This window comes from Paenibacillus sp. J31R109, from assembly GCF_059692055.1.
On the sequence record NZ_JCAUAR010000001.1, the window covers coordinates 1,064,815 to 1,085,252 of the forward strand.

Below are 20,438 nucleotides of genomic sequence, written 5' to 3' on the forward strand. Positions count from 1 at the left end.
AATTAGGTGAGAACAAAAGATCGATAAGGGAGACAATTACATGGAACATTCTCGTTCACTAGGGCCGATGAGCTTATTGCTTCCTGCTGTGAACTATGCCAATATACAGAACGCTGCGGCCGGTACAGCTTACGGTCCTCGAACCATTCCTGATTATCAGATTGTTTATGTCATTTCTGGGCGCATGAATTTGTTTATAGGCTCTGAAGAATATGAAATTTTGCCAGGCGATTGTGCTTTTTGGGGAGCAGATACGCTGCATAAACTTACCGTTCATCCAGATAAGCCCGCCACGTTCATCAGTCTTCACTTTGATTGGACGCGTATGTCTCCAGAGCCTATTCATCCAGGTCCAAAGCTGAAAAACTTTCATGAGAACCCGCCATATGAGCCAGCGCTGCCCTATACAGTTGAAGTTGAGAGTTACGGCAGCGTGTCGTTCCCTGTTCATTTTAGATTCTTGGAAGGTGAACGGATTTTTCATCAAATTGTTCAAGAATACAAAGAAGAAGATCATGGCTACGCCATCGTATTAAGAGGACTTCTACTACAAGTCTTAACTCAAATCATACGTCGTGAGTTAGATGTTGCTTCCACGCATAGTTCTAAACGAACCATGATTAGCAATGCTTTACAGATGATTAAGGAACATCCCGAGCAAGCATGGAGTATAACAGAACTAGCCAAGAGCTGCGGCTATCATCATATTTATTTTTCCCAGTTGTTTAAAGAGGTCATGGGTGTTTCACCGAAGCGATACATGATTCATAAGCGAATACAATTGGCAAAAAAGTTGCTTTTAAAAGAAGAAAAAGTCGAGGTTGTTGCTAGTAAGCTTGGCTATACTTCTATCCATTACTTCAGTCGGCATTTTAAATCCATAAGCGGAATGTCACCGTCTACTTTTAGATTATATGGGAATGAAGTGGGCGACTTATAAGCTAGTTTTTGTCAGCCAGTCATAACTCTCTCTATCGGATAATGGACCTTTGCATCCTTTAATCCGCCACCAATGAAATACAAGCAGGTTGTCAATCCGATCCTACCGAAAAACATCAGAAACATGAGTATACATTGGGCAAATATGCTAAGTTCCGGCGTTATCCCAGTAGACAATCCTACCGTTCCGAAGGCGGAGCAAACCTCTAATACAATAGCTATAAGTGAATGTTGCTTGTCGGTCACACAAATCGCAATGATAGATAGGCTGCATAGCACAATCGCGAGTAGCGTAATAGCTAATGATTTCAGAATGTCATCCGGATGGAGCTCACGATTCCATATTTTGATCGAGCGGTTTCCTCTCGCAAAGTGATAAATATAGAGGACATTTAAGGCGAAAGTGGTCGTTCGGATTCCTCCACCTACCGAATTTGGCGATCCACCAATAAACATATAGAAACTCATAAGCAGGAGTGTTGGCAATGTGAAGTCATTAATATTCATCGTTGTTAAACCGGCACTTCTAGTCGTTGTCGATTGAAACAAAGCATAGAAAAAACTCTCGTGCCACGACAGATTTTTAAAATAATATTGATTTTCAAACAATAAGATAAGGATTGTTCCAATCACAAGTAAGATCCCATAGGTTAGTGTAGTTAACTTAGTAAATAAAGAAAAGCGGAAAAGGTAATCTGCCTTTCTTCGACGATGTGAGAAATAGGCCTTCACTTCAATTAACACAGGGAACCCTATCGCCCCAAAAATAATGAGAACCATCGTGACCAACTGGACAAAATAATCATGTGCATAAGGGATAAGAGATTGCCCAGTAATATCCATGCCAGCGTTCGTCGTCGCACTGACTGCTGCAAATAATCCTTGAATAAACGCCTCTTGCCAGCTATCATAATAGGCCAAAAAGCGCACACCAAATATCAATGCCCCGACCAATTCCGTCAGGAGAGTAAACCTCAAAATCTCTTTAACTAATTGGACAAGGCCAGATAACGCGAACTGATTGTTATCCACCATAATCATGCGACGCTCACGCAATCCAATTTTTCTACCAACCAAAAGCCAAAAAAAAGTACTCATCGCCATGATGCCGATACCTCCGAATTGCAAGACGAGCATAATGACAAAATAGCCGAATGTGCTGTAGGATTCGGCCACATTAAATACACCAAGGCCCGTGTCGCTTACAACACTGACAGCTGTGAAAACAGTATCAAACATGGTAATGTTAACGCCTGGCTTATGCACCGCTGGAATACTGAACAGTATGATGGATAACAGAACTGCTACTAAATAATAGCCGGTAATCACTTGGGCAGGTGATCGCTTTTCAATCCAATTCCGCGTTGTACTCCACATGGGTAACCTATTCCTTTCATACTCTTCAATCCAATACTTCTTGAATTTCCATTATTTTGGTTTGCCCAGCATGCGGATTTAATATACCCAAACAAGAAGCCGTCCCCAAGTAGAAGAATCTACTTATGGAACGGCTTCTATACAAAGTTAATATATGACATCTACCCCTGATTGCCTTCGACAGCGATTAGAACTACTGCTGCGGCTAAGCCTAAGCGGCGATCAAGCTTGTCGTTCGTGTCAGCGGAAAAATCAAGGTTTAACTTTTGAACGAACGGATTAAAGTTTTGTTTGAACTCAGCGACCTTTGTTCCGTTTAACTCTACATTGTAATGCTGAGGAATCAAATTTGTCAGAAACCTCCGTAGTAGTGCTAACAGCGCGTTATCTTCTTTAATCAATCCAATCTCCGAATCATTAGGGCCCAAAATCGCCCATTCATCTTTGAAGATCGACTTTAAGCCTTTTCGTTGCAGAGAACCTACCTTTTGCCCGGATTCTACATCTACTACGTCAAAGATGGACGAGAAATCAATAACACTTCGCGCTTGAATGCTGATCAACTCTTGTTGCATGGTTTCATCCCCGTAAATTCGGATGTCTTCCTTCAACTTGAAGGCTTTCATCTTGGAGAACAGAATAGCCCTATCGTCCATGTCGAAAATATCAATTTTAGCGCCAAGTAGAGAAAGGATCTGTTTTCTAACTGCGAATTTTTGTTGTTTAAATTTCGGATTCAAGTCTTCACCCCTCTCTGTTATATGACATAATAGTTCCACATTTTCGCTTCATATTCCTGCATCTCTGTCGATTAATGTCGGTATTTTGTATTTTTTGTTGTTTTAAAAAGTAACGGGGACCTCTACTAAATCTTGAATGCTGCCGTCGCGGGCACTGCGTGTGTACACCATCAATGAACCGTTTGGTGTAGTAGGTGATCGATCAAATTTGAGTTGTACGTCAAATAATCCGAAGGCAGGAGCACCCTGAGCAGCTGTTGCGGCTTTTTCTTCTGTAATGGAACGTCCCATTGCGTCGCGAATTTGGTAATTGATCGTCGCTTCGAAAGCTCTGGCGCTCCCCATCAATCGTTGTCCGGAGGCAATCTTCGTTCCAGGTAAAGGCTCATATACGACGATATTCGTCGAGGATGGCAGCGGGATGACCAACCGGAATCCGGGGTAAATGACATCAGGTGATAGCCCCTGACGATTGCGGTTAGCTCGAATTAACTCACTCATCGGTGTTCCGAAGCGGCGGGAAATACTGAACAGAGTGTCCCCCTGCTCTACTTCGTAGGCAAAAGAAGCAATAAACAGCAACTGAGCGACTTTGAGAACGTCCGGTTGCTGGATTTGATTAAGTCCCGCCAACATATCAACGCTTACAGAGAAACGCTCTGCGATCCTAAATAAGGAATCACCCAGCTGAACCTGATATAGAACAGAGCTTTGCTCCGCCATTCCTGGCAATCTGGCTAACAGCACTTGACCAGGGTAAATTCGGTTAGGGTCTGATAAAGGTGGATATAGCGCATTAATCTGAACTAGCGACGGTACGTTGGTACCCAGTTGTTCAGCAATCGAATACAAGGTGTCCCCTGGGTGAACGGTATACAGCAAGTGGGTTCCTGATGAAATCGGCATGGAAACGCAACTCCTTCTTCAAAATAGGTATATACCCATCATATGCCGTATTCGTCTTTTGTTTCGGAGGAATGATACCCTCCAATGACTAGGAATGAGATCCTCTTCGCTATAACATATTCCCACCAGGGTTCGATCCAGACAAGATGTCCAAATAAAATAAAGCCACAAGACAACCCAGCATGTCTGGTTGTCTTGTGGCTTTATAAGGTTTTTTTATAGTGGATTCGCTTGCGACTGTTTTTTACTTCCTGGTGCAAACCAACCTAAGAGAGCTATCGCAATCAAAACGCCATAGAAGATTAGCGTCCAGACTGTGCCATGTGGGAAGCTATGATCCAATACACCGATATCTTCATGGGATAGTGTAATGACAGCAAGCTTCACGCCGACCCAGGCAACAATCGCGTAAGCCGTGGTTTCGAGTGCTGGCCGCTCAGCAAGCAGTTTCACAAACCACGTAGCAGCGAATTTGATTAAGACGAGTCCAGCGATTCCGCCAAGTAAAACAACTAGGAATTTTCCTCCGTCCATACCGCCGAAATCAGCGAGCGGTGAGTCCGGTAGACCAAGTGCTAGCGCTACTGCGGCAAGAATGGAATCAATCGCAAATGCGAGATCAGCAACAGCAATTTTTCCTACGGTTGGCCAAAATCTTTTTCCTGCTGCATCTTTCTTCAAGTCCTCGCGATTATTTTCATTTTCCTTGAAGAACCGAGCTTTGATAATGTGCTTTAACCCGAGATATAACAGGTAAGCCGCACCGATCGCCTGTATTTGCCAAACGTTCGCAATAAATGATATGGCAAACAAAGCCGCGAAGCGGAAAACAAAGGCCATAATGATCCCATAGTTGATCGCTTTCTTTTTCTCATTATCCGGTAAATGCTTCGCAATTACTGCCAAAACAAGCGCATTATCCGCAGATAACAAACCTTCCAAACCGATAAGTATCAGTAAAGCCCATGCATACTCTAACCAAATTGAATCCAACTTTCCATCCCCTTTCAATGTCAAACGTCACTTGTTAGCTTGTCCGAATATAATATATCACTTTGCTGCTGTCAAATAGTTTTAAGAATAGTCTCCCTTATATTACCACAACTTCGTGAAAACATCCCCTCCGGTGTTTCAAGCACGAAAAAAAGCCTGATTCCTCAGGCTTTTGCATGTATCCAAACTATAACAACCATTCTCCCACAATGCCTGCAATCTCCCACTGACCATCTGATCGTCCCAGTAACGTGACGGAATTGCCTTGCACAGCTGTACCGATAAGGGATTTCCCTCCACTTGGTGTCAGAATGCTCTTACCAGGCTGTGTCACGAGATTAAGTCGATTCGAGGCTTCTACAAAAAAAGTATAAGTAACGGATGCTTTTGCTATGGGTAGTGTCAGACTAACCTCTCCAGATGAGCCGGCATTAGTGATTTTGAAACCGATGTAATCGAGAGTGATGGCGCCGGAGGACGTGAACGTTTGAATGGGCAGCGGACTTTTTTCTGCATAAATGTCCTCTGAAGTGGGATCTATCGAATAAATGCTTTGACCTCTACCTTTGATGGAGCAGTTGAGATAGGCCACGTTCCGTATGATTTCTGATTTGTTTTTCTTTAAAGAAAATCCTCGTTTAATCAAGGGGACTTGTCGTGAATCAATGGATTCACAGTCCATATAGACCGCATTTCCAATAGCGGTTCGTACCTGTGCGGGCACCGTTGTAAGGATGAACGAGGAACCATATCCGTAAGGATCATCGGGCTGATTAACTGTATTGCAGTTGATCGCTTTACAGCGAATATAGGATCTCTTCGCACTGTCTGCGGAGAATGATAAGTCAGAAAATCCGCCGTACTGCTCACTATCTGCAATACAATCAATCAATTTAATTTCACCTTGGACGGCTTTGGCGCCATCTCCTCCATAATTCATGGAATAACCAAATGAATTGCCTTTCGTGATGCAGCGATCAAAAACGATATCAATTGGCGCACTAACCGCAGTTGGTTTCAACAAAGTGACTAGGAAACCACGACCTGTATTCCCTTCCGCCACACATTGGATGAAGCGAATATTTTTCAGCAGATCCAGTTGGCCATTCGGCTCAATATCGACGCCACTCTGCGGAGCTGTCCCTTTCGTGTTGGTGAAGCGGCAATTTTCCACAGTAAGGCCATCTACCGAAATAACGGATAAACCTTGTCTGCGGTTATTGTCCGCTCGGCAGTTTCGGATCACAATATTCCGGCAGAAAGCTACTGTCGATTCAAAATATCCGATATAAAACCCGTCTCCACCACTGTCATTGGCATTGATATTCTCAATTACAACGTTCTCGGATCCGCTAATATCGAAAATGTGAGCCTGTTCACCGGACGTATACGCCACTTTGTTCATACGAAATATGGCACCATTCCCATTGATATATACGTCTTTAACGGTTTTGATACGTATTAACCGTTCGTAAGTAGGACTTACCCGGCTTAAAGTATCTATCGCTTGAATAATCGTCCCCGGCTCTAGTTCGATCGCGATTTGGCTTGGAATGAACAATTGTCCCGTTAAGTAAAAGCCGCTCCGCTGCTTAGGAATAAACAACTTGTGGCCAGAAGCAGCGTTCAAAGCTGTTTGTAAAGCCAACGTATCGTTCGTCAAGCCATCCCCTTTAGCACCGAACCAAGTTGCGATAATCGTATCCTCATACATGCGTTTGAATCGCTTGCCATTCGTAGATACAAGTACAGTTCCCGTGTTATCCGCGGTACTCGTGTCATTCGGATCATACCGGAAGAAACCTTCTTGCATCTCATTCGTTACGTAGTAAGCCAAACTCGGATTAGGATCAAGTTCAGTCCTCAGATCCTCTAGTTTGACTGTGACGCACAATTGCATATCCAGTAATTCCAGCAATTCTTTCTTTCGATTTTTATTCGCTATACCGTATACGGAACCGGTTACTGTCTGATCTTTGGCGAAGACTGTGGACCTTCCCGCTCCCTCCCACAGTCCTGTAGAGATTGCAGCAATTCCTCCCAGTCCTAACGTGGCGAGCAGCTTCCTGCGACTAATTAATGGTTTATTCCTCTCTTCCCGAACTGTTGTTCCCTCTGCGTCCATGTTATGTGCAGCTTCTTCTACATCATTTGATTGGTTAGATGGTTTAGACATAGCTATCGTTACTCTCCTTTTCCCGACATGCGGGGTTTAAGTAGGGTTGCAGGAATGTCAGCCTTTCAATCCAGTCGAAGCGATTCCTTGGACAAAGTATTTTTGAGCAAATAGAAAAACGAAAAGCACAGGCACAATGGTAATAACGGCTCCAGCCATAACGAGCGTCATCCGATTTTGAACTTCGTTTTTCAGAAACAGCAGTCCGAGAGGCAGTGTAAACATATGCTTATCCTGTAAGTAAATTAGAGGTTCTAATGTGTTATTCCAGGCGCTCATGAAGGTGAACACAGCTAACGCTGATAAGGCTGGTTTCGCTAAGGGAAGATAGATCTTATAGAAAATTTTCCATGGATTTGCGCCATCTACCCAAGCTGCATCATACAGCTCTTTCGGCAAAGTCTTATAAAACTGGTGCAGCAGGAAGATACCAAATGCCCCGCCGAGAAAACTCCTCACAATAAGCGGATAATACGTATCAAGTGCACCGACGGACTTCCAGATAAAATACGTAGGAATCATCGTAATTTGGGATGGCAGCATCATCGTACCTAACATCGATAGGAAAATAATGTTCCTACCGCGAAATTGAAAGAAAGCTAAACCGTAGGCTACGATCGCACAGGAAGCTACGGTTCCAACCAAATCCATCAGCGTGACAAAGATGCTGTTCATGGTGTATTGCAGGAAATTTACCTCGATCCATACCTGCGTATAGTTATGCCATACGAAAGGCTCTGGTATTAGTTTTGGTGGTAAGGTTAACTCAGAACCCGCTGCTGTCAAAGAAGTTGAAAGCATATACAAGAAAGGAACAAGCATGATAAAGGATCCAACTCCTAATATCACATAGGCGGCAGTTCGTAAACCAGGGTTTGTTTTATTCATAATGCACCCACCTCTTTTCCGTGACCTTCTGTACAATCGTGATGAGCAGAATGATCAGGAACAGTCCCCACGCCATGGCGGATGCGCTGCCCATTTTAAAGTTTAGGAATGAATCGCGGTAAATCAGGATGTTCGGCACCATATTCCGATCGGCTACAGAAATGACATCACCTAGCATAACTAGAAACACGTCAAATGCATGAAAAGCAGAAATCGTTGAGAGAATCATCACCATATACAACATAGGAGACACGATTGGCATAATGATTTTAGTGAATAGAGTCCAACCTGTCGCACCATCCATCCGTGCCGCTTCCAACATTTCTTCCGAAATATTCTGCATGCCAGCTAAAATAATAACCATCGAATAGCCGGCCCCTTTCCAGACGTTAATGAGGGCGATAGATCCAATGACTAACCACCATTTTCCGCTGCGTATCCAATCAACCGGCCCAACCCCCATCGTATGTAAAATCCAGTTTAACAAGCCAAATTCATTGTTAAAGATCCATAGCCAGATCATCCCCCCTGCTACCCAAGGTGTGATTACAGGGAGAAAAAAGATAACCCGGAACAAGGATTTACCTCGAATTTGCTGATTAAGCAAATAGGCTAGAATGAGGGCAACGAACGTCTGAAGCGGGACGAATAGGATGGCAAAATAGCCGACATTACGCATGGAAAGCCAGAAAACTTTCTGATGTAGGAATTGGTTCCAATTGCGCAAACCGATCCATTGCGGCGGGTTGAATAAATCCCACTTCGTAAACGTGATATATAGTGAAAATACGAAGGGAAACAAGAAGAAGATAAGCAGCTGCAGGACAAAAGGTAAAGTGAAGGCGAAGCCCCACCAGCCTTGTTTGCGCATTGGAACACCCCTTTTTAAGTACAAGCAGGTTTATTTGTTATCGTCGAGAACTTGTTGGACTTTTTGTTGAATTTCTTTGGCTCCGTCTTCCGGTGCACGCTTACCGTCCATGATATCGTTCAAGATCGGGCCGGCGGCCGCTCTCCATTCGTTCCAGGATGCGTTCTCATCCAGTGTACCACCCGCTTCTTCAATCCCTTTGGTATAGGCCTTCTTGTTTAGCGGTTTGCTCGTCGATTTCTCAAGCTCCGCCAGAGCGGTTTTCTTCACAGGTAAACTTGTTCCGCTTTCCATAAGCAACCCTTGCCCCTCATCACTCAAATAATACTTGAGGAATGTCCATGCGGCTTCTTTCACATCAGGTTTCGATTTGGAATATAAAACCCATTGGTTCACAACCATCGGAACGAAGCGTTTGCCATCCATACCGATCGGCATCTTAACCGTGTCCCAATCAAGGTCCGGTTTGCTCTTATTGAGTGAAACTTGCGTTGCATACTGCATGAATGTCATCGCCGTCTTCCCATTTTCGAAAAACTTGCCTGTAGCTGCAGCTTCTCTAGTAGGACTAACCTTCAGTTTATTGATCGTATCGGACCAAGCTGTTAGCCCTTGAATCGATTTGGGATCTGTGAAAGTTGCTTTGGTTAATGATGAATCGAGTGAGGAACCGCCATACGCCCTCATCCAAGGCAGCCAGCCTAGTGTGATATTACTTCCTGCCTGGAAGCCGTAAATATCTGCTTTCCCATCTCCGTTCGTGTCTTTTGTCAACTTCTTAGCAGCTTCTATCATATCATTGTAGGTCCAATCATCCGTCGGCAATGGGATGTTATTATCTTTGAAAATTTGCTTATTAAAAGCCAGCGCCCCAGGGTTGATCCCGTGCGGAATTCCGTATATTTTACCGTCCAGTTTGGCGGACGTAAGAGCACTTACATAGTCATCGGTCTTCATATCGCGCTTAATGTACGGTTCTAAATTCTCCGCAACACCTCGTTTCCCATAACCAAGAACAACAGCATTTTCTTGCAGCCAAAGATCTGGCGGGTTATTTCCAGCAATGCGAGTAACGATCTTCGTAACAAAATCCGCCCAAGGCGTCTCCTCAATTTCCAGCGTAATGTTCGGATACTTCGCTTGAAAGTTCGTTATGATTTTCTTACTAGTGATGTCATAACCGCCGGGCAAGCCAATTTTCAGTGTGACATCTTTTAATGGAGCTGGTGTTGCTGATGCCTGGGCCGTTCCACTTGTGCTGCTAGGTAAAGTATCCGCTGGTTTCTCGTTTGAACAGGCCGTGAGTGATAGTGCTGCAATGATGCTAATGACGATTGTCTTTTTGTTCATGAGTATGACCTCCCTTTTAAGAACAATTTCGAATCCATGACATACGTAACTTATTTAGTTACTTGCAGGATTTGACCATCCAGCAGAAGCTGTTTTCGCAAAATGCCATAATCCAGATCCTGCAATGCACATTGATGCTCTAGTGCCAAAGCGGCAGCTGTCGCTGCAGATTGACCAAGAATCATAAACACAGGTTCCATTCGAATAGAACCATAGGCGATATGTGAGGAAGACAAACAGACCGGTACGACAAGGTTTGTGCACTCCTCCCCTTTGGGAATGATAGATCGATATGAAATCGGATAAGGCCCATTGGGACTAATTTCAACATTTCCTTCATTGATACAACGACCATCAAGAACCAATCGCCTGCAATTGTGGGAGTCCATGGTATAGGCGGCTAAGCCAACCGAATCCTCTTCTACTGTGAAGTGGCGACAATGATGTTCTGTCATGACGACGTCTGATATCATACGCCTTGCCTCACGAATATACAGTTGGTGCGGCCATCCGCCGGTAGCCGTAAACTCATCAGCTGGCAGACCCCACATCTTAACCTCTGCTCGAATCGCTGCTGGGATGGTGTCGTCATTGGCCAAAAAATAAAGCATGCCCATATTGTAATGAAGATGCTCTTGAAAGAGCTGCTCACGAATCCTATAGCTTGCTTCGGGCCAAGCATAATTACGTCCGATATAATCGGTTGAAATGGCTCCCCAATTATTCAAGTCACTCTTCCCGCCGGGCATCACCTTATTGAGCTTCATGGCATCCCAGACGCCGTTACGGATATATCTCCCCAGCAAAGCGAATTCATCACGATTGTAGTTAGGTGGTTTTGGAAATGGAAGTTGGTTATCCCGGTTACTGCTCAAACAAATGCGGAAGTTATAAGCCTGAACGGAACTATCTCCCTGTCCTTGCACGCCAGGTGCAGCATCGGATATACCCGCGAGCAGACCGCTATCTATTTTGCCTTCTTGTACATAGGGGTCAACCCAAGCGGTAAAATTATGTTTCGGATGACCAAAATGAATGCCGTTCAATATCTCTTTATATACTGTGTTGGATTCTCTGCCCACATGATAGGAAACGCCTGCCCGCGCAAGGAGATCACCTTCATAGGAGGCATCTATGAACATAGGGGCTGTATAGATGGTTCCGTCTTCCATATGGATTTGTGTAATACGACCTGATTGAAGTTCTACGCGATCTAAATGCTGTTCCAAATAAACAGGTATCTCATCTCGTTGCAACCAACTCCAATAGATGTCTTCCGCGACATGAGGTTCTAAGGCCCAAGTCCTTCCATCCGGCTCGTCGCTTCCATAGTGTTGACCCAGTGCTTGATAGAACTCGCTGGAAATCCCGCCAATCGCCACGGTATTACCAACATCCGTACGTCCGAGACCGCTGGCTGTCATCCCACCAATATGTTGGCTGAATTCAGCAATCACAGCTTTGAGTCCCATGCGACTAGCTTGAATGGCTGCTGCTATGCCTGCTGGCGTACCGCCATAGATGCACAGATCAGCCTGAATATGATTAGCTTGCAGAGGTAGAGGTGGTTTGGGCTTATAATAATACAAATGTGAAAAAGAACTCATACTGGATCCTCCTCCGTATAATTTGTTAGTAAATGTGTTAAACAACTGCATTTCTTCTATAAAATGAAGCTCTCAACAGGAGAGTAACAAATAGATTGGAGCTGAGGCGTATCTACCTTTCTTCCTAGATGAAGAGATTCCATGCCATGATTAATCATTCCGGTTGTGAGAAAAGTACGCTCCGCACGGACAGCTGAATGATTGGTAAGTACCATCTGCTCAATCAGTCTTGTCAGTTTCTCGAAATGCTTATAGGGTCGACCCAGTCCACTGTCACAACGAGCCGCTGTAATTAAGCCATCAGCCGCACGAAAAGCAAGCCCCCACTCTCTGATAAAATGCTGAAGCTGAAGAACATAGCCTTTCAAACCATCGTTATATGCAATAATGAACAAGACAGGTACGTCTACATGATCCCTAGGATGACCAGGTAATACATCTCTAAGTGTGATAAGTGCCTGAACCATGAGTTCCTCTGGGACTTCTCCCCGATCCATAGCCGCCCACACGGATCTCCCTTCCAGTGCTTGAATGGAGCGGATCCCGGTCTCACCGCCATGTCTCTGCTCAGCTAAGGCTTGCAGCACCTCCATGCCATGAAACCCATAGGATTCGACTCCGAGCCAACTAATGACAAAAATCTCCTTCACCTGATGAAGTTGATTGGGTGAATAGCTAGGTAATTGAGGAGCATGTGGAATTGAGGATCCTCCGAGAAAAGGCAGTCCCCTTCGCGTGAGCTCGTTATAGATCCATTCCGCATCCTCCATGAGATAAGATAGATGCTTATCATTGAAAATCGGTATCGTTAGCCCCAAACGATCCAATGCACGAAATGTTTCTTCAAAAAAACGACGGCGTGGATACCTTTTTTGACGCTTCTCGTTCCACGGGTAGTCGCCATGTTCACCAATGAGGAGAACGCCATCAATTGGAATTCCGATATGTGGAGCGGCAATAGCTTCCTCAATGGAAGTGTAGATAGGTATACCACGTGATTGCGCTTCTGCTGTGCCGATATCGTTAGATGGAACCTGATCCAGATAGAGTGAAACCACTTCGATTTGCGGATTATAACCGAACATGCCTAGCAACCGTCCGATGATAACTTCTGCATGCGAATCAGGACGATATTCTGTGACGATGGCAGCTACTTTTTTTCGCGCGTTCCACGCCTTCATTTCATTGAGACACAAGTTGTTTCCTCCTATGCCTGTTCCATTAATAGGCAAGCAGTCAAGGCAGCCGACCAATGAAAATCTCTGACAACGTCCATCTTTTGTCGAATATTATAGTTGCCCAGGTGTGGCCCTTTTCGATCGCATGCTACAGGCGGTACATCGTCTGCCGAATCGAAATATTCAAAGATGACTCCGAACTGCTCATAGTATTTCTGCACCATCTCGATACTTTGCTGTGCAAGCTTATCTGCTTCCTCGTTTCTACCTTGCCTCTTAAGACCTATATACACAAGGTAGTTCATATTCATCCATACAGGACCTCTCCACATATCCGAGCTGTACGTTTTTTCAGAGGCTGCCGTCGTTGGAATCGGGAATTTTGTTTGAAAATGTTGGGTATCCTGCAACATGGATATCAATTTGTCTGTACGCTCTTGGGGGATCGTATGTAGGAGCAGTGGGAGAAATCCACTTACCGCCTTCACTCGTGTAAAGTTTCCATCCATGTCGCGATCAAAGTAAAACCCTTCACTCTCATCCCAAAGTAAATCTTGAATTTGACTAGTTATATCAAATGCTTTTCTCTGCCAATATTGAGCTAGCTCAGTATCACCAAGTTCATCAGCGATCAATCCAATGCAGTAAGCATCTTGAGCGACAAATACGGAAAAATCTACGGCGTCCAATACAGCCGCTTGATCAAACCGTGGAGAATTATCCATTCCGGACTCTCCGGATCGGCAAAGTGGATTGCCTTCAATCATCCACTCCAGCAATCCATTCCCATTGCGATCACGGTGCGTGATATCCCAATTTACATATCGTTCGAGTATAGGGAGTGCATAACGTAAGTGGGAACTTTGTTTGGTATGACGGTAGTTCTCCCAGACACCCCAAGCCAATATAGGTGGCTGGGTTATACCAGAGCCTGATCCATCCACTTTATAGGTATGGGGAATCATGCCATCATCCCGCTGTGTATCCAATACGGATTTGAGAAAATGCCATGACAGCTCTGGGTCCAACAGATTCATAGCAAGTGAATGAAAGACAGAGTCCCATAACCACATCGCTTTGTGAGGAACACGATCCGGCGTGGACCAGTGCTGACGAATTGCACCTTCAGGAGCAAGGGTATTGACTTTCATCACACTGAAGCATTTGAGAAGCAGCCGTTCTTTCATCGGATCACGAAGTCGAGGTGCCAGTTGATAATAGTGTAGTCTGGCTTCAACTTCTTCCAATGAATCGTATGACAATCCCTTCACGACTCGGCTAACAGCTTCTTCCCTCTGTCGTCCGTAAGATAATGCCCATCGTTCCTTATCTCTTAGCAAAACGATGACATCCTGTCCATTCGCCGACTCTGTAATGAAAAGTGAATCATCGGTCCAGGCTTTACCACCGTCTTCTTCTTCAAAACTTAGCACAATGTCAACAGACGAAGGAGCCTTTCCAATAAGCGTATGCCAGCTCTGATAAACTGCCAACAGCGGACCATCCTCCGATTCCGTTACAAGTACATCTCCTGTCGCAATTTGAACAACTCCTGCGTGCGGAACGAGAAATTGTAAGCTTCTTCTTTGAGGTGTATGAAATAGTAGACTGTACGCTCCTTCGCCCACCGTAGCAACGAACTGAGAGTACGAATCCGTCTGCCCGTCATAACCGGAAAAAGCAAACAGAGCACCTTCTTTCCATAGGTTAGGTAAATTCTCTCGGACATTTAGTGCGATCTTGCTCCCCGTCAAATGTGCTCTCTCCCTTATGAATGCATTTTATTGATATTATTATCTCGCAATTCAGATAAAGGGTTATATAGAACAATTTGCTCAATCGTTACATGATTTTGCTCTTTTCCTCATTTCGGTACAGAAATCACTATGGTATACTCAGAATTATCTGATAGATAAGGCGGGTGAACGGCAATGGATGTTTTGAAGAAAATTGAACCTTTTGAAGGTAGACGCTTTCCATTACGAATGACGGAAGTCATCAGCTGTTTTCACTTAGTTAGACCGCACTGGCACGAACACCTTGAATTTATTCAGGTTATCGAAGGTGAGGTTCAAATTCTTATCGACAATCGAACCTTTATTGCGCATGCACCTTGTATTCTTTTCATAAATAGTTGCAAGATTCATTCCATGCATTCGCTAAACGGCAAGAACAGCATCATCCACGGGATGATATTCGACATGTCCTTATTAACTGGCTCTTCAGAGCATTCCGAATTACAGCATGCACTGGCCCAATTCATTCAAACAGCTCCAATCCAAGATCCCATCCACCCCGAACATCCGTTATGGAACGAACTGAATACCCAATTTGAAATCGCATACAAAGAATACGTGGCGCAACATATCGGTAGTGAGCTCATCATCAAGTCGTCGCTATATCGCATGATGATCCCTTTACTACGGAACTATCAACAGGAACTTTCCCTCTCAAAAGACTTCAACAAAAGCTTTGATCAGTACAAACGGTTGAAACCCGTTATTGATTATATAGAGTCCAGTTACGCTCAAAAAATTTATACGGACACCCTCGGTGGACTTGTTAATTTAAGTCCTTTTCACTTTACACGCTTTTTTAAAAAGGTAACCGGGCTTACCCCGATGAACTACATTAATCGTTATCGGGTAGAAATGGCCAAACGATTATTAATCGAACATAACTTAAGCATCACCCAAATTGCTGAACGTACAGGCTTCTGTAATGTTAATTACTTCGACAAAGTATTTAAAGAAATGAACGGATTCACACCACTCGAATTAAGGAAGCAATTTACCGATGGTTAACCTTACAATTGTCATCAAAATATTAATCTGTCCACTCTCTTTAAGAGAGAGGTCACTTCACTATTTTACCATAATTTGGACCCATTAGAATGCAAAAGGCAACCGATCCACTAAGGTCGGCTGCCTTTTGCTTATGTATTGAACACTTGTCTTAACGTTGGATTTCATTGTCTGTTTGGGACATGTCCCTGAAATATTCGATAACGACCTCACGAAATTCCAGCGCAGCTGGTGAGATATATCGACTCTTGTGCCACAACAACGCAATTTCCCTTACTACTTCGTGCGTCTCTACTTGGAGATATTTGATTTTTGCTAGTTCATTCCTCGCCGTGCGTGGTATGAAAGCTATGCCAATTTCGGCTTCCACCAGATTGACCAGCCTTGCTGGTTCATCCCCCTCGTACACATAATGTGGAGTAAATCCAGCAGTTTTGCATGCCGCGTCCATTAAATCACGCGTACCGTAACCCATTTTTAACCCTACTAACCATTCATCCCTCAACTCAATCAGTGACACACTACTTCGATCGGCCAGCCGATGCCCTATTGGAACAGCGACAAGGATGGGATCGATATACAGGATTTGACATTCGATGTCATCCCGTTTCACAGGCGGCGAGGACAAACAATAATCTACCTCACCTCTGTCTAACAGATTAACCATCTCCTGTGTGGTCAGCATTTGCACATGAAATTGAATATGGGGCCGCTTTTGCCGAAATTTTCGAAGAATGTGATGCAGGACACTTGCACTCGTCACCCCTAGTTCAAGTGTGCCATGATCAGGGCTTGATAAATTGGTAAGTTCCAGCCTCCCCTGTTCCAATTCGAACAAAGCTCTTTCTGCTCGTCGAAGAAATATTCTCCCGAACTCATTCAGTTGCAGCTTTCTTCCTACTCGATCGAATAGTGATACTCCCAGATCTTCTTCGAGGCGTTGAATGGTTTTACTTAATGATGATTGTGTAACATGCAGCCCCCGGGCAGCTTCGGTTACATGCTCTGAACGAGCTACCGCGAGAAAATATTGTAATTGAAGAAGTTCCAATTTCGCACACCTCATTCATTCCTTCTAGTCAATGAGATTATAGCATGCAATGCGTTGGAATATATAATTCATTTCAAGTAAGATGACAATAATATTTCATAGGAAAGGATTGAACATCTTGAATCGTAAATTGGTACTTTACATTGTAGCTTTTGCCGCGTTTCTTGGGCCGTTCACGCAAACCATTTACACGCCTATATTACCTGAGGTTGCAAGTGAGCTCCACTCCACCTCATTCGTCGTAAACTTAACGATTTCAGTGTTTACCTTATTTCTTGCTATCATGCAGATGATCTATGGTCCACTCACAGACTTAAAGGGACGACGCAAAGTCATGCTATTTGGAGTAGCGCTGTATGTTATCGCTTCGATTGGCTGTTTTTTCTCAGACACGATAGCCTTTCTGGTGATCTTCCGAGCACTGCAAGCAATCGGCATCGCTGCTGGATCCGTCGTAGCCGTTACTGTCATTAGTGATTTGTTTGAAGGGAAAGAGCGCGGCCAAGCCATGGGGACATTTCAAATGTTAGTATCGTTGGGCCCTGTACTCGGACCGGTCATCGGCGGGTTTCTTAGCAGTTTGTTCAATTTTCACTCCGTGTTTCTCGCTCTTGCGGCAACCGGTATGCTTGTTCTAGTTTTCAATTATCTTTATTTGAAGGAAACAAAGCTAGAGAATGTCGAAGCAAGACGTTTTCAACTACGAGATTTTGTATTGATTCTCCAGAATCGGATCGGATCGTCCATTATTTATCTTGGGTTTATTCAATATTATGTGTTTTACTATTTCCTTGTTTTACTGCCCAACATTTTAACTGATATTTACGGCTTGTCAGCCCAGCAAAAAGGACTTGTATTTCTGCCAATGTCGCTTGGCATTGTTATAGGTAGTTATTTAGGGGGGAGAATACAGGCGAGATTTGAAGGGGAAAAGCTTCTCGTACGAACCACTTATCTAAATGCCATTTCGGTAGTACTATTTCTCATATTCTACACGATTTCTTTGCCATTCCTGCTAGTTGGAATTATCTGTTTTGGATTAACGCTAGGGTTTTCGCTCCCCGTACAAACGACACTGTTAACCAGCGCTTTCTCGCATAACCGTGCAACCGCCGTCGGCGCATATAATTTATTCCGTTATATGGGAATGGCCGTGAGCCCAATCGTTGGCAGCCTATTCTATCCAATCGGCGGCTATGTTCTGCTGTTTGGTTTTATCATTGTCATATATCTGGCTTATGCTTTACTGTTGTCGCGTCGGCTGCAGGGTGCTCATGCAAATCGTCCCTCCCTGAAAAAGGAAGGCGTGGAATCGCCGTGAATTTCGCTGATGCTATCCCACCCTACGGCGTGTATATCATGTCACCCTGTTGAGTTACTTGCATACCATAAGAAGATTACCATCGGGATCCCTAAAATTGAACCAATGATCATTCTCGATACCCGTTGTTAATTGCACATTTTTCGCTCGCATAAATTCATAAGCTTGCTGGATATCTTCTGTACGAAACTGAAATGCGGGTACTTGATATACGTTTTCTGGCGAGAAAATTTTACTGTCCAAAACAATATTGGGTCCTTCCATCGGAAGAACATAAATATGACCAAAAAATAGTTCACCGTCCGTTGGTAAGCCTAAAATGTCACAGTACCAATCACGTGCATTTTCAATATTACTTACCGGAATAAAAACGCCACCAATTTGATTTTTTACCGGATTCATCGTAACCTCCAGAGTCATTTATGATACCAAACCTAAAGACAAGCCATTTTAAAATTTCAACATAATTGTCTAACTCATATATTCCATATTTTCCCTTGAAACTCCTCTTTCGCTGCGGAAAGTCAGAAACTAAAAAAGACGCGAATATGCATCAATTTCTGCTAGAGAAGTCACGGTTTATTAGGAAAGATGCGAATATGCATCTTTTTCCACCGCATGTATCCTTTTTAAGCAATATCGACAAAAAAAAGGATGTATTTTCGCAGCAATTCCTCGATAAACGGTCTATTCTACTTAAAAAAGATGTATTTTTGCAGTTCTTTGCAAGCTTATCTACCTCGTCATCTGTTTGCTCAGTGTTTCTTGCGGCAGATAAGCATCATGTTCTCTCAAGGTTGTTATTAACTGCTCCGTATCCAGTTCACAGGCCGATTGTCCTGTGCGAATCGTTTGTACAGCTGCCGTTCCAGCGGCTTGACCCATCATCGCACAAGCGGGCTGTACTCGAATAGAACCGTGTACCTGGACATCACTGGATACACATCGCCCAGCTACCCATAGATTTCTCCAACCCTTCGGCACCAGTACGCCATAGGGAATACCGAAGCATTCGCCAGGGTTTAAGCGACCTGCTTTTTCAAATTCATCATAATACCGTTTGTATTCTTCTTCGGAATTGTTGTAAGGATGGATATCGATGGACTTGTTAAAGAGTCCGATTTGGTCCGGAAATTGGCGACGAGCGAAATAATCTTGTACATTCAGCTCATATTCGCCAACGATGCGGCGTGATTCCCTGATTCCGATAAGCGATGCGGTCGTAACATGCTCAATATGCTCAAAACCAGGAACATACTTTTTATAAAAGTCCATGTATTCCCTTGCAAGTCTACGCCCCAGCATGACGCCGTCCGACAAATCCTTGCAGCGTAGTGCATTTAGGTTAAACAGATGCCCACCGTTCAAATAGCCTACCGTGCGATTGACCTTTGCCATCCCTGGCAAATGACGATCTGGCTGTGAGAAATGTCCGTCCCGAAGCGCAATTTGCAGCATCTCCTGTTGGATTTCATAGGATTTACCTTTCGTGGGATCCCAGTCAATGTTAGAGAATAGAGAAGCAAGTGTCGCAGGCATAATGCCTGGTGTATCCCGTCCTGCTTCCACACAAGCGACACCGCACAATTCCGATAATACCGCATCACCAGTACTGTCAATAAAGGTTTTGGCACGAACATAAGTAAAGCCTTCAATGTTATGCAGGACAACTCCTTGCACAATACCAGTTACGGAATTCGCTTCTGCATCTACGACTTTCGTAAAAAATCGGACTTCCACGCCTGCATCTACGGCAAATTCATCAAGGACTAACTTATAGCCCTCAACTTGAAAAGCAGTCCATTTGTGATAATGTTTACGCCAACTGTCTGGGTCGATGTCAGGACGTAAGAGGCTCCGTCGATATAAGGTTTCAACAACTTCTTTCATAAAGCCGCCCACCAGCATGCGCTCGCCGTTTGCCATCGGATCGAACGCCGTTACCAAGCCTGATGTGCCCATTCCGCCTAAGCATCCGGTGCCTTCGACCAGAAGAACCTTTGCACCTTGTCTTGCGGCACTGATAGCAGCCGCTGCGCCGGCAGGGCCGCCCCCAGCTACAACGAGATCATAGTATTCCTCCGCGATTGGAATGTTGCGATGAAATGAATACGTATGCATGGAATAAGTACTCCCTTCCTTTTCACGCTTACCGTTCACTTTCTATCGCTAAGTATAGGTGAACTAAAACGCACGTTATAGTTTAATATTTGTTTAACTCTCGAGGTTCTCAGTAT

The 20,438-nt window shown here is 44.2% G+C and carries 17 protein-coding genes; 3 read left to right on the forward strand and 14 right to left on the reverse strand.

Features of this window, described 5'->3' with window-relative positions:
* The first annotated feature begins 40 nt into the window (after nucleotides 1-40).
* On the forward strand, nucleotides 41-940 hold the full coding sequence (locus AC58QT_RS04815) for a helix-turn-helix transcriptional regulator (protein WP_497407929.1): 900 nt from the start codon (nucleotides 41-43) through the stop codon (nucleotides 938-940).
* Nucleotides 941-951: 11 nt separating this feature from the next.
* Here AC58QT_RS04815 and AC58QT_RS04820 read toward each other — a convergent pair whose 3' ends face one another.
* The 11 genes from AC58QT_RS04820 to AC58QT_RS04870 all read right to left on the reverse strand — a co-directional run bounded on the left by AC58QT_RS04820 (nucleotide 952) and on the right by AC58QT_RS04870 (nucleotide 14,779).
* Nucleotides 952-2,316: a TrkH family potassium uptake protein gene (locus tag AC58QT_RS04820; RefSeq protein ID WP_497407930.1), complete on the reverse strand. Its 1,365-nt coding sequence runs from the start codon at nucleotides 2,314-2,316 to the stop codon at nucleotides 952-954.
* Nucleotides 2,317-2,477: 161 nt separating this feature from the next.
* Entirely contained in the window at nucleotides 2,478-3,056 is a 579-nt protein-coding gene (locus AC58QT_RS04825) for an LURP-one-related family protein (protein WP_310224848.1), read from the reverse strand.
* A gap of 102 nt (nucleotides 3,057-3,158) precedes the next feature.
* Nucleotides 3,159-3,962, reverse strand: a complete 804-nt coding sequence (locus AC58QT_RS04830; RefSeq protein WP_497407931.1) for a LysM peptidoglycan-binding domain-containing protein — start codon at nucleotides 3,960-3,962, stop codon at nucleotides 3,159-3,161.
* Between the two features lie 216 nt (nucleotides 3,963-4,178).
* Nucleotides 4,179-4,955, reverse strand: a complete 777-nt coding sequence (locus AC58QT_RS04835; protein ID WP_497407932.1) for a TerC family protein — start codon at nucleotides 4,953-4,955, stop codon at nucleotides 4,179-4,181.
* 187 nt (nucleotides 4,956-5,142) lie between these two features.
* Nucleotides 5,143-7,131 carry a putative phage tail protein gene (locus AC58QT_RS04840; RefSeq protein ID WP_497407933.1) on the reverse strand — a complete coding sequence of 663 codons (1,989 nt, stop codon included), beginning with the start codon at nucleotides 7,129-7,131 and terminating at the stop codon, nucleotides 5,143-5,145.
* A 57-nt stretch (nucleotides 7,132-7,188) separates the two neighbouring features.
* A complete protein-coding gene (locus AC58QT_RS04845) occupies nucleotides 7,189-8,019 on the reverse strand; it encodes a carbohydrate ABC transporter permease (protein ID WP_497407934.1) in 831 nt (276 codons plus the stop codon).
* Nucleotides 8,012-8,890: a carbohydrate ABC transporter permease gene (locus AC58QT_RS04850; protein WP_497407935.1), complete on the reverse strand. Its 879-nt coding sequence runs from the start codon at nucleotides 8,888-8,890 to the stop codon at nucleotides 8,012-8,014. Before AC58QT_RS04850 ends, AC58QT_RS04845 begins: the two co-directional genes overlap by 8 nt.
* 30 nt (nucleotides 8,891-8,920) lie before the next feature.
* Nucleotides 8,921-10,240: an ABC transporter substrate-binding protein gene (locus tag AC58QT_RS04855; RefSeq protein WP_497407936.1), complete on the reverse strand. Its 1,320-nt coding sequence runs from the start codon at nucleotides 10,238-10,240 to the stop codon at nucleotides 8,921-8,923.
* A gap of 50 nt (nucleotides 10,241-10,290) precedes the next feature.
* Nucleotides 10,291-11,847 carry an FAD-dependent oxidoreductase gene (locus AC58QT_RS04860; RefSeq protein ID WP_497407937.1) on the reverse strand — a complete coding sequence of 519 codons (1,557 nt, stop codon included), beginning with the start codon at nucleotides 11,845-11,847 and terminating at the stop codon, nucleotides 10,291-10,293.
* A 56-nt stretch (nucleotides 11,848-11,903) separates the two neighbouring features.
* Nucleotides 11,904-13,043 (reverse strand): hypothetical protein, encoded by a 1,140-nt coding sequence (locus AC58QT_RS04865; protein WP_497407938.1) that lies wholly within the window; start codon nucleotides 13,041-13,043, stop codon nucleotides 11,904-11,906.
* 11 nt (nucleotides 13,044-13,054) lie between these two features.
* The gene (locus AC58QT_RS04870) at nucleotides 13,055-14,779 is read right to left on the reverse strand and encodes an amylo-alpha-1,6-glucosidase (protein ID WP_497407939.1); all 1,725 of its coding nucleotides are present in this window, start codon (nucleotides 14,777-14,779) and stop codon (nucleotides 13,055-13,057) included.
* Between the two features lie 177 nt (nucleotides 14,780-14,956).
* Here AC58QT_RS04870 and AC58QT_RS04875 point away from each other — a divergent pair, with 177 nt between their 5' ends.
* Nucleotides 14,957-15,829, forward strand: coding sequence for a helix-turn-helix domain-containing protein (locus AC58QT_RS04875; RefSeq protein WP_497407940.1), 873 nt, complete (start codon nucleotides 14,957-14,959; stop codon nucleotides 15,827-15,829).
* 151 nt (nucleotides 15,830-15,980) lie between these two features.
* On the opposite strand, the gene AC58QT_RS04880 is transcribed toward AC58QT_RS04875, so the two are convergent.
* Nucleotides 15,981-16,880, reverse strand: coding sequence for a LysR family transcriptional regulator (locus AC58QT_RS04880; protein ID WP_497407941.1), 900 nt, complete (start codon nucleotides 16,878-16,880; stop codon nucleotides 15,981-15,983).
* A 118-nt stretch (nucleotides 16,881-16,998) separates the two neighbouring features.
* On the opposite strand from AC58QT_RS04880, the gene AC58QT_RS04885 reads away from it, so the two are divergent.
* Complete coding sequence (locus AC58QT_RS04885) at nucleotides 16,999-18,201, forward strand: MFS transporter (RefSeq protein WP_497407942.1); 1,203 nt, start codon at nucleotides 16,999-17,001, stop codon at nucleotides 18,199-18,201.
* 54 nt (nucleotides 18,202-18,255) lie between these two features.
* Here the strand turns inward: AC58QT_RS04885 and AC58QT_RS04890 are convergent, their stop codons facing one another.
* Together AC58QT_RS04890 and AC58QT_RS04895 are read right to left on the reverse strand one after the other, a co-directional pair.
* Complete coding sequence (locus tag AC58QT_RS04890; RefSeq protein WP_497407943.1) at nucleotides 18,256-18,603, reverse strand: VOC family protein; 348 nt, start codon at nucleotides 18,601-18,603, stop codon at nucleotides 18,256-18,258.
* A gap of 333 nt (nucleotides 18,604-18,936) precedes the next feature.
* Nucleotides 18,937-20,322, reverse strand: a complete 1,386-nt coding sequence (locus AC58QT_RS04895) for an FAD-dependent oxidoreductase (RefSeq protein WP_497407944.1) — start codon at nucleotides 20,320-20,322, stop codon at nucleotides 18,937-18,939.
* Nucleotides 20,323-20,438: the final 116 nt, after the last annotated feature.

Coding starts and splice junctions, on each gene's coding strand:
- AC58QT_RS04815 (WP_497407929.1), top strand. CDS start 41: ATGGAACATTCTCGTTCACTAGGGCCGATGAGCTTATTGCTTCCTGCT.
- AC58QT_RS04820 (WP_497407930.1), bottom strand. CDS start 2,316: ATGTGGAGTACAACGCGGAATTGGATTGAAAAGCGATCACCTGCCCAA.
- AC58QT_RS04830 (WP_497407931.1), bottom strand. CDS start 3,962: ATGCCGATTTCATCAGGAACCCACTTGCTGTATACCGTTCACCCAGGG.
- AC58QT_RS04840 (WP_497407933.1), bottom strand. CDS start 7,131: ATGTCTAAACCATCTAACCAATCAAATGATGTAGAAGAAGCTGCACAT.
- AC58QT_RS04845 (WP_497407934.1), bottom strand. CDS start 8,019: ATGAATAAAACAAACCCTGGTTTACGAACTGCCGCCTATGTGATATTA.
- AC58QT_RS04850 (WP_497407935.1), bottom strand. CDS start 8,890: ATGCGCAAACAAGGCTGGTGGGGCTTCGCCTTCACTTTACCTTTTGTC.
- AC58QT_RS04855 (WP_497407936.1), bottom strand. CDS start 10,240: ATGAACAAAAAGACAATCGTCATTAGCATCATTGCAGCACTATCACTC.
- AC58QT_RS04860 (WP_497407937.1), bottom strand. CDS start 11,847: ATGAGTTCTTTTTCACATTTGTATTATTATAAGCCCAAACCACCTCTA.
- AC58QT_RS04875 (WP_497407940.1), top strand. CDS start 14,957: ATGGATGTTTTGAAGAAAATTGAACCTTTTGAAGGTAGACGCTTTCCA.
- AC58QT_RS04890 (WP_497407943.1), bottom strand. CDS start 18,603: ATGAATCCGGTAAAAAATCAAATTGGTGGCGTTTTTATTCCGGTAAGT.
- AC58QT_RS04895 (WP_497407944.1), bottom strand. CDS start 20,322: ATGCATACGTATTCATTTCATCGCAACATTCCAATCGCGGAGGAATAC.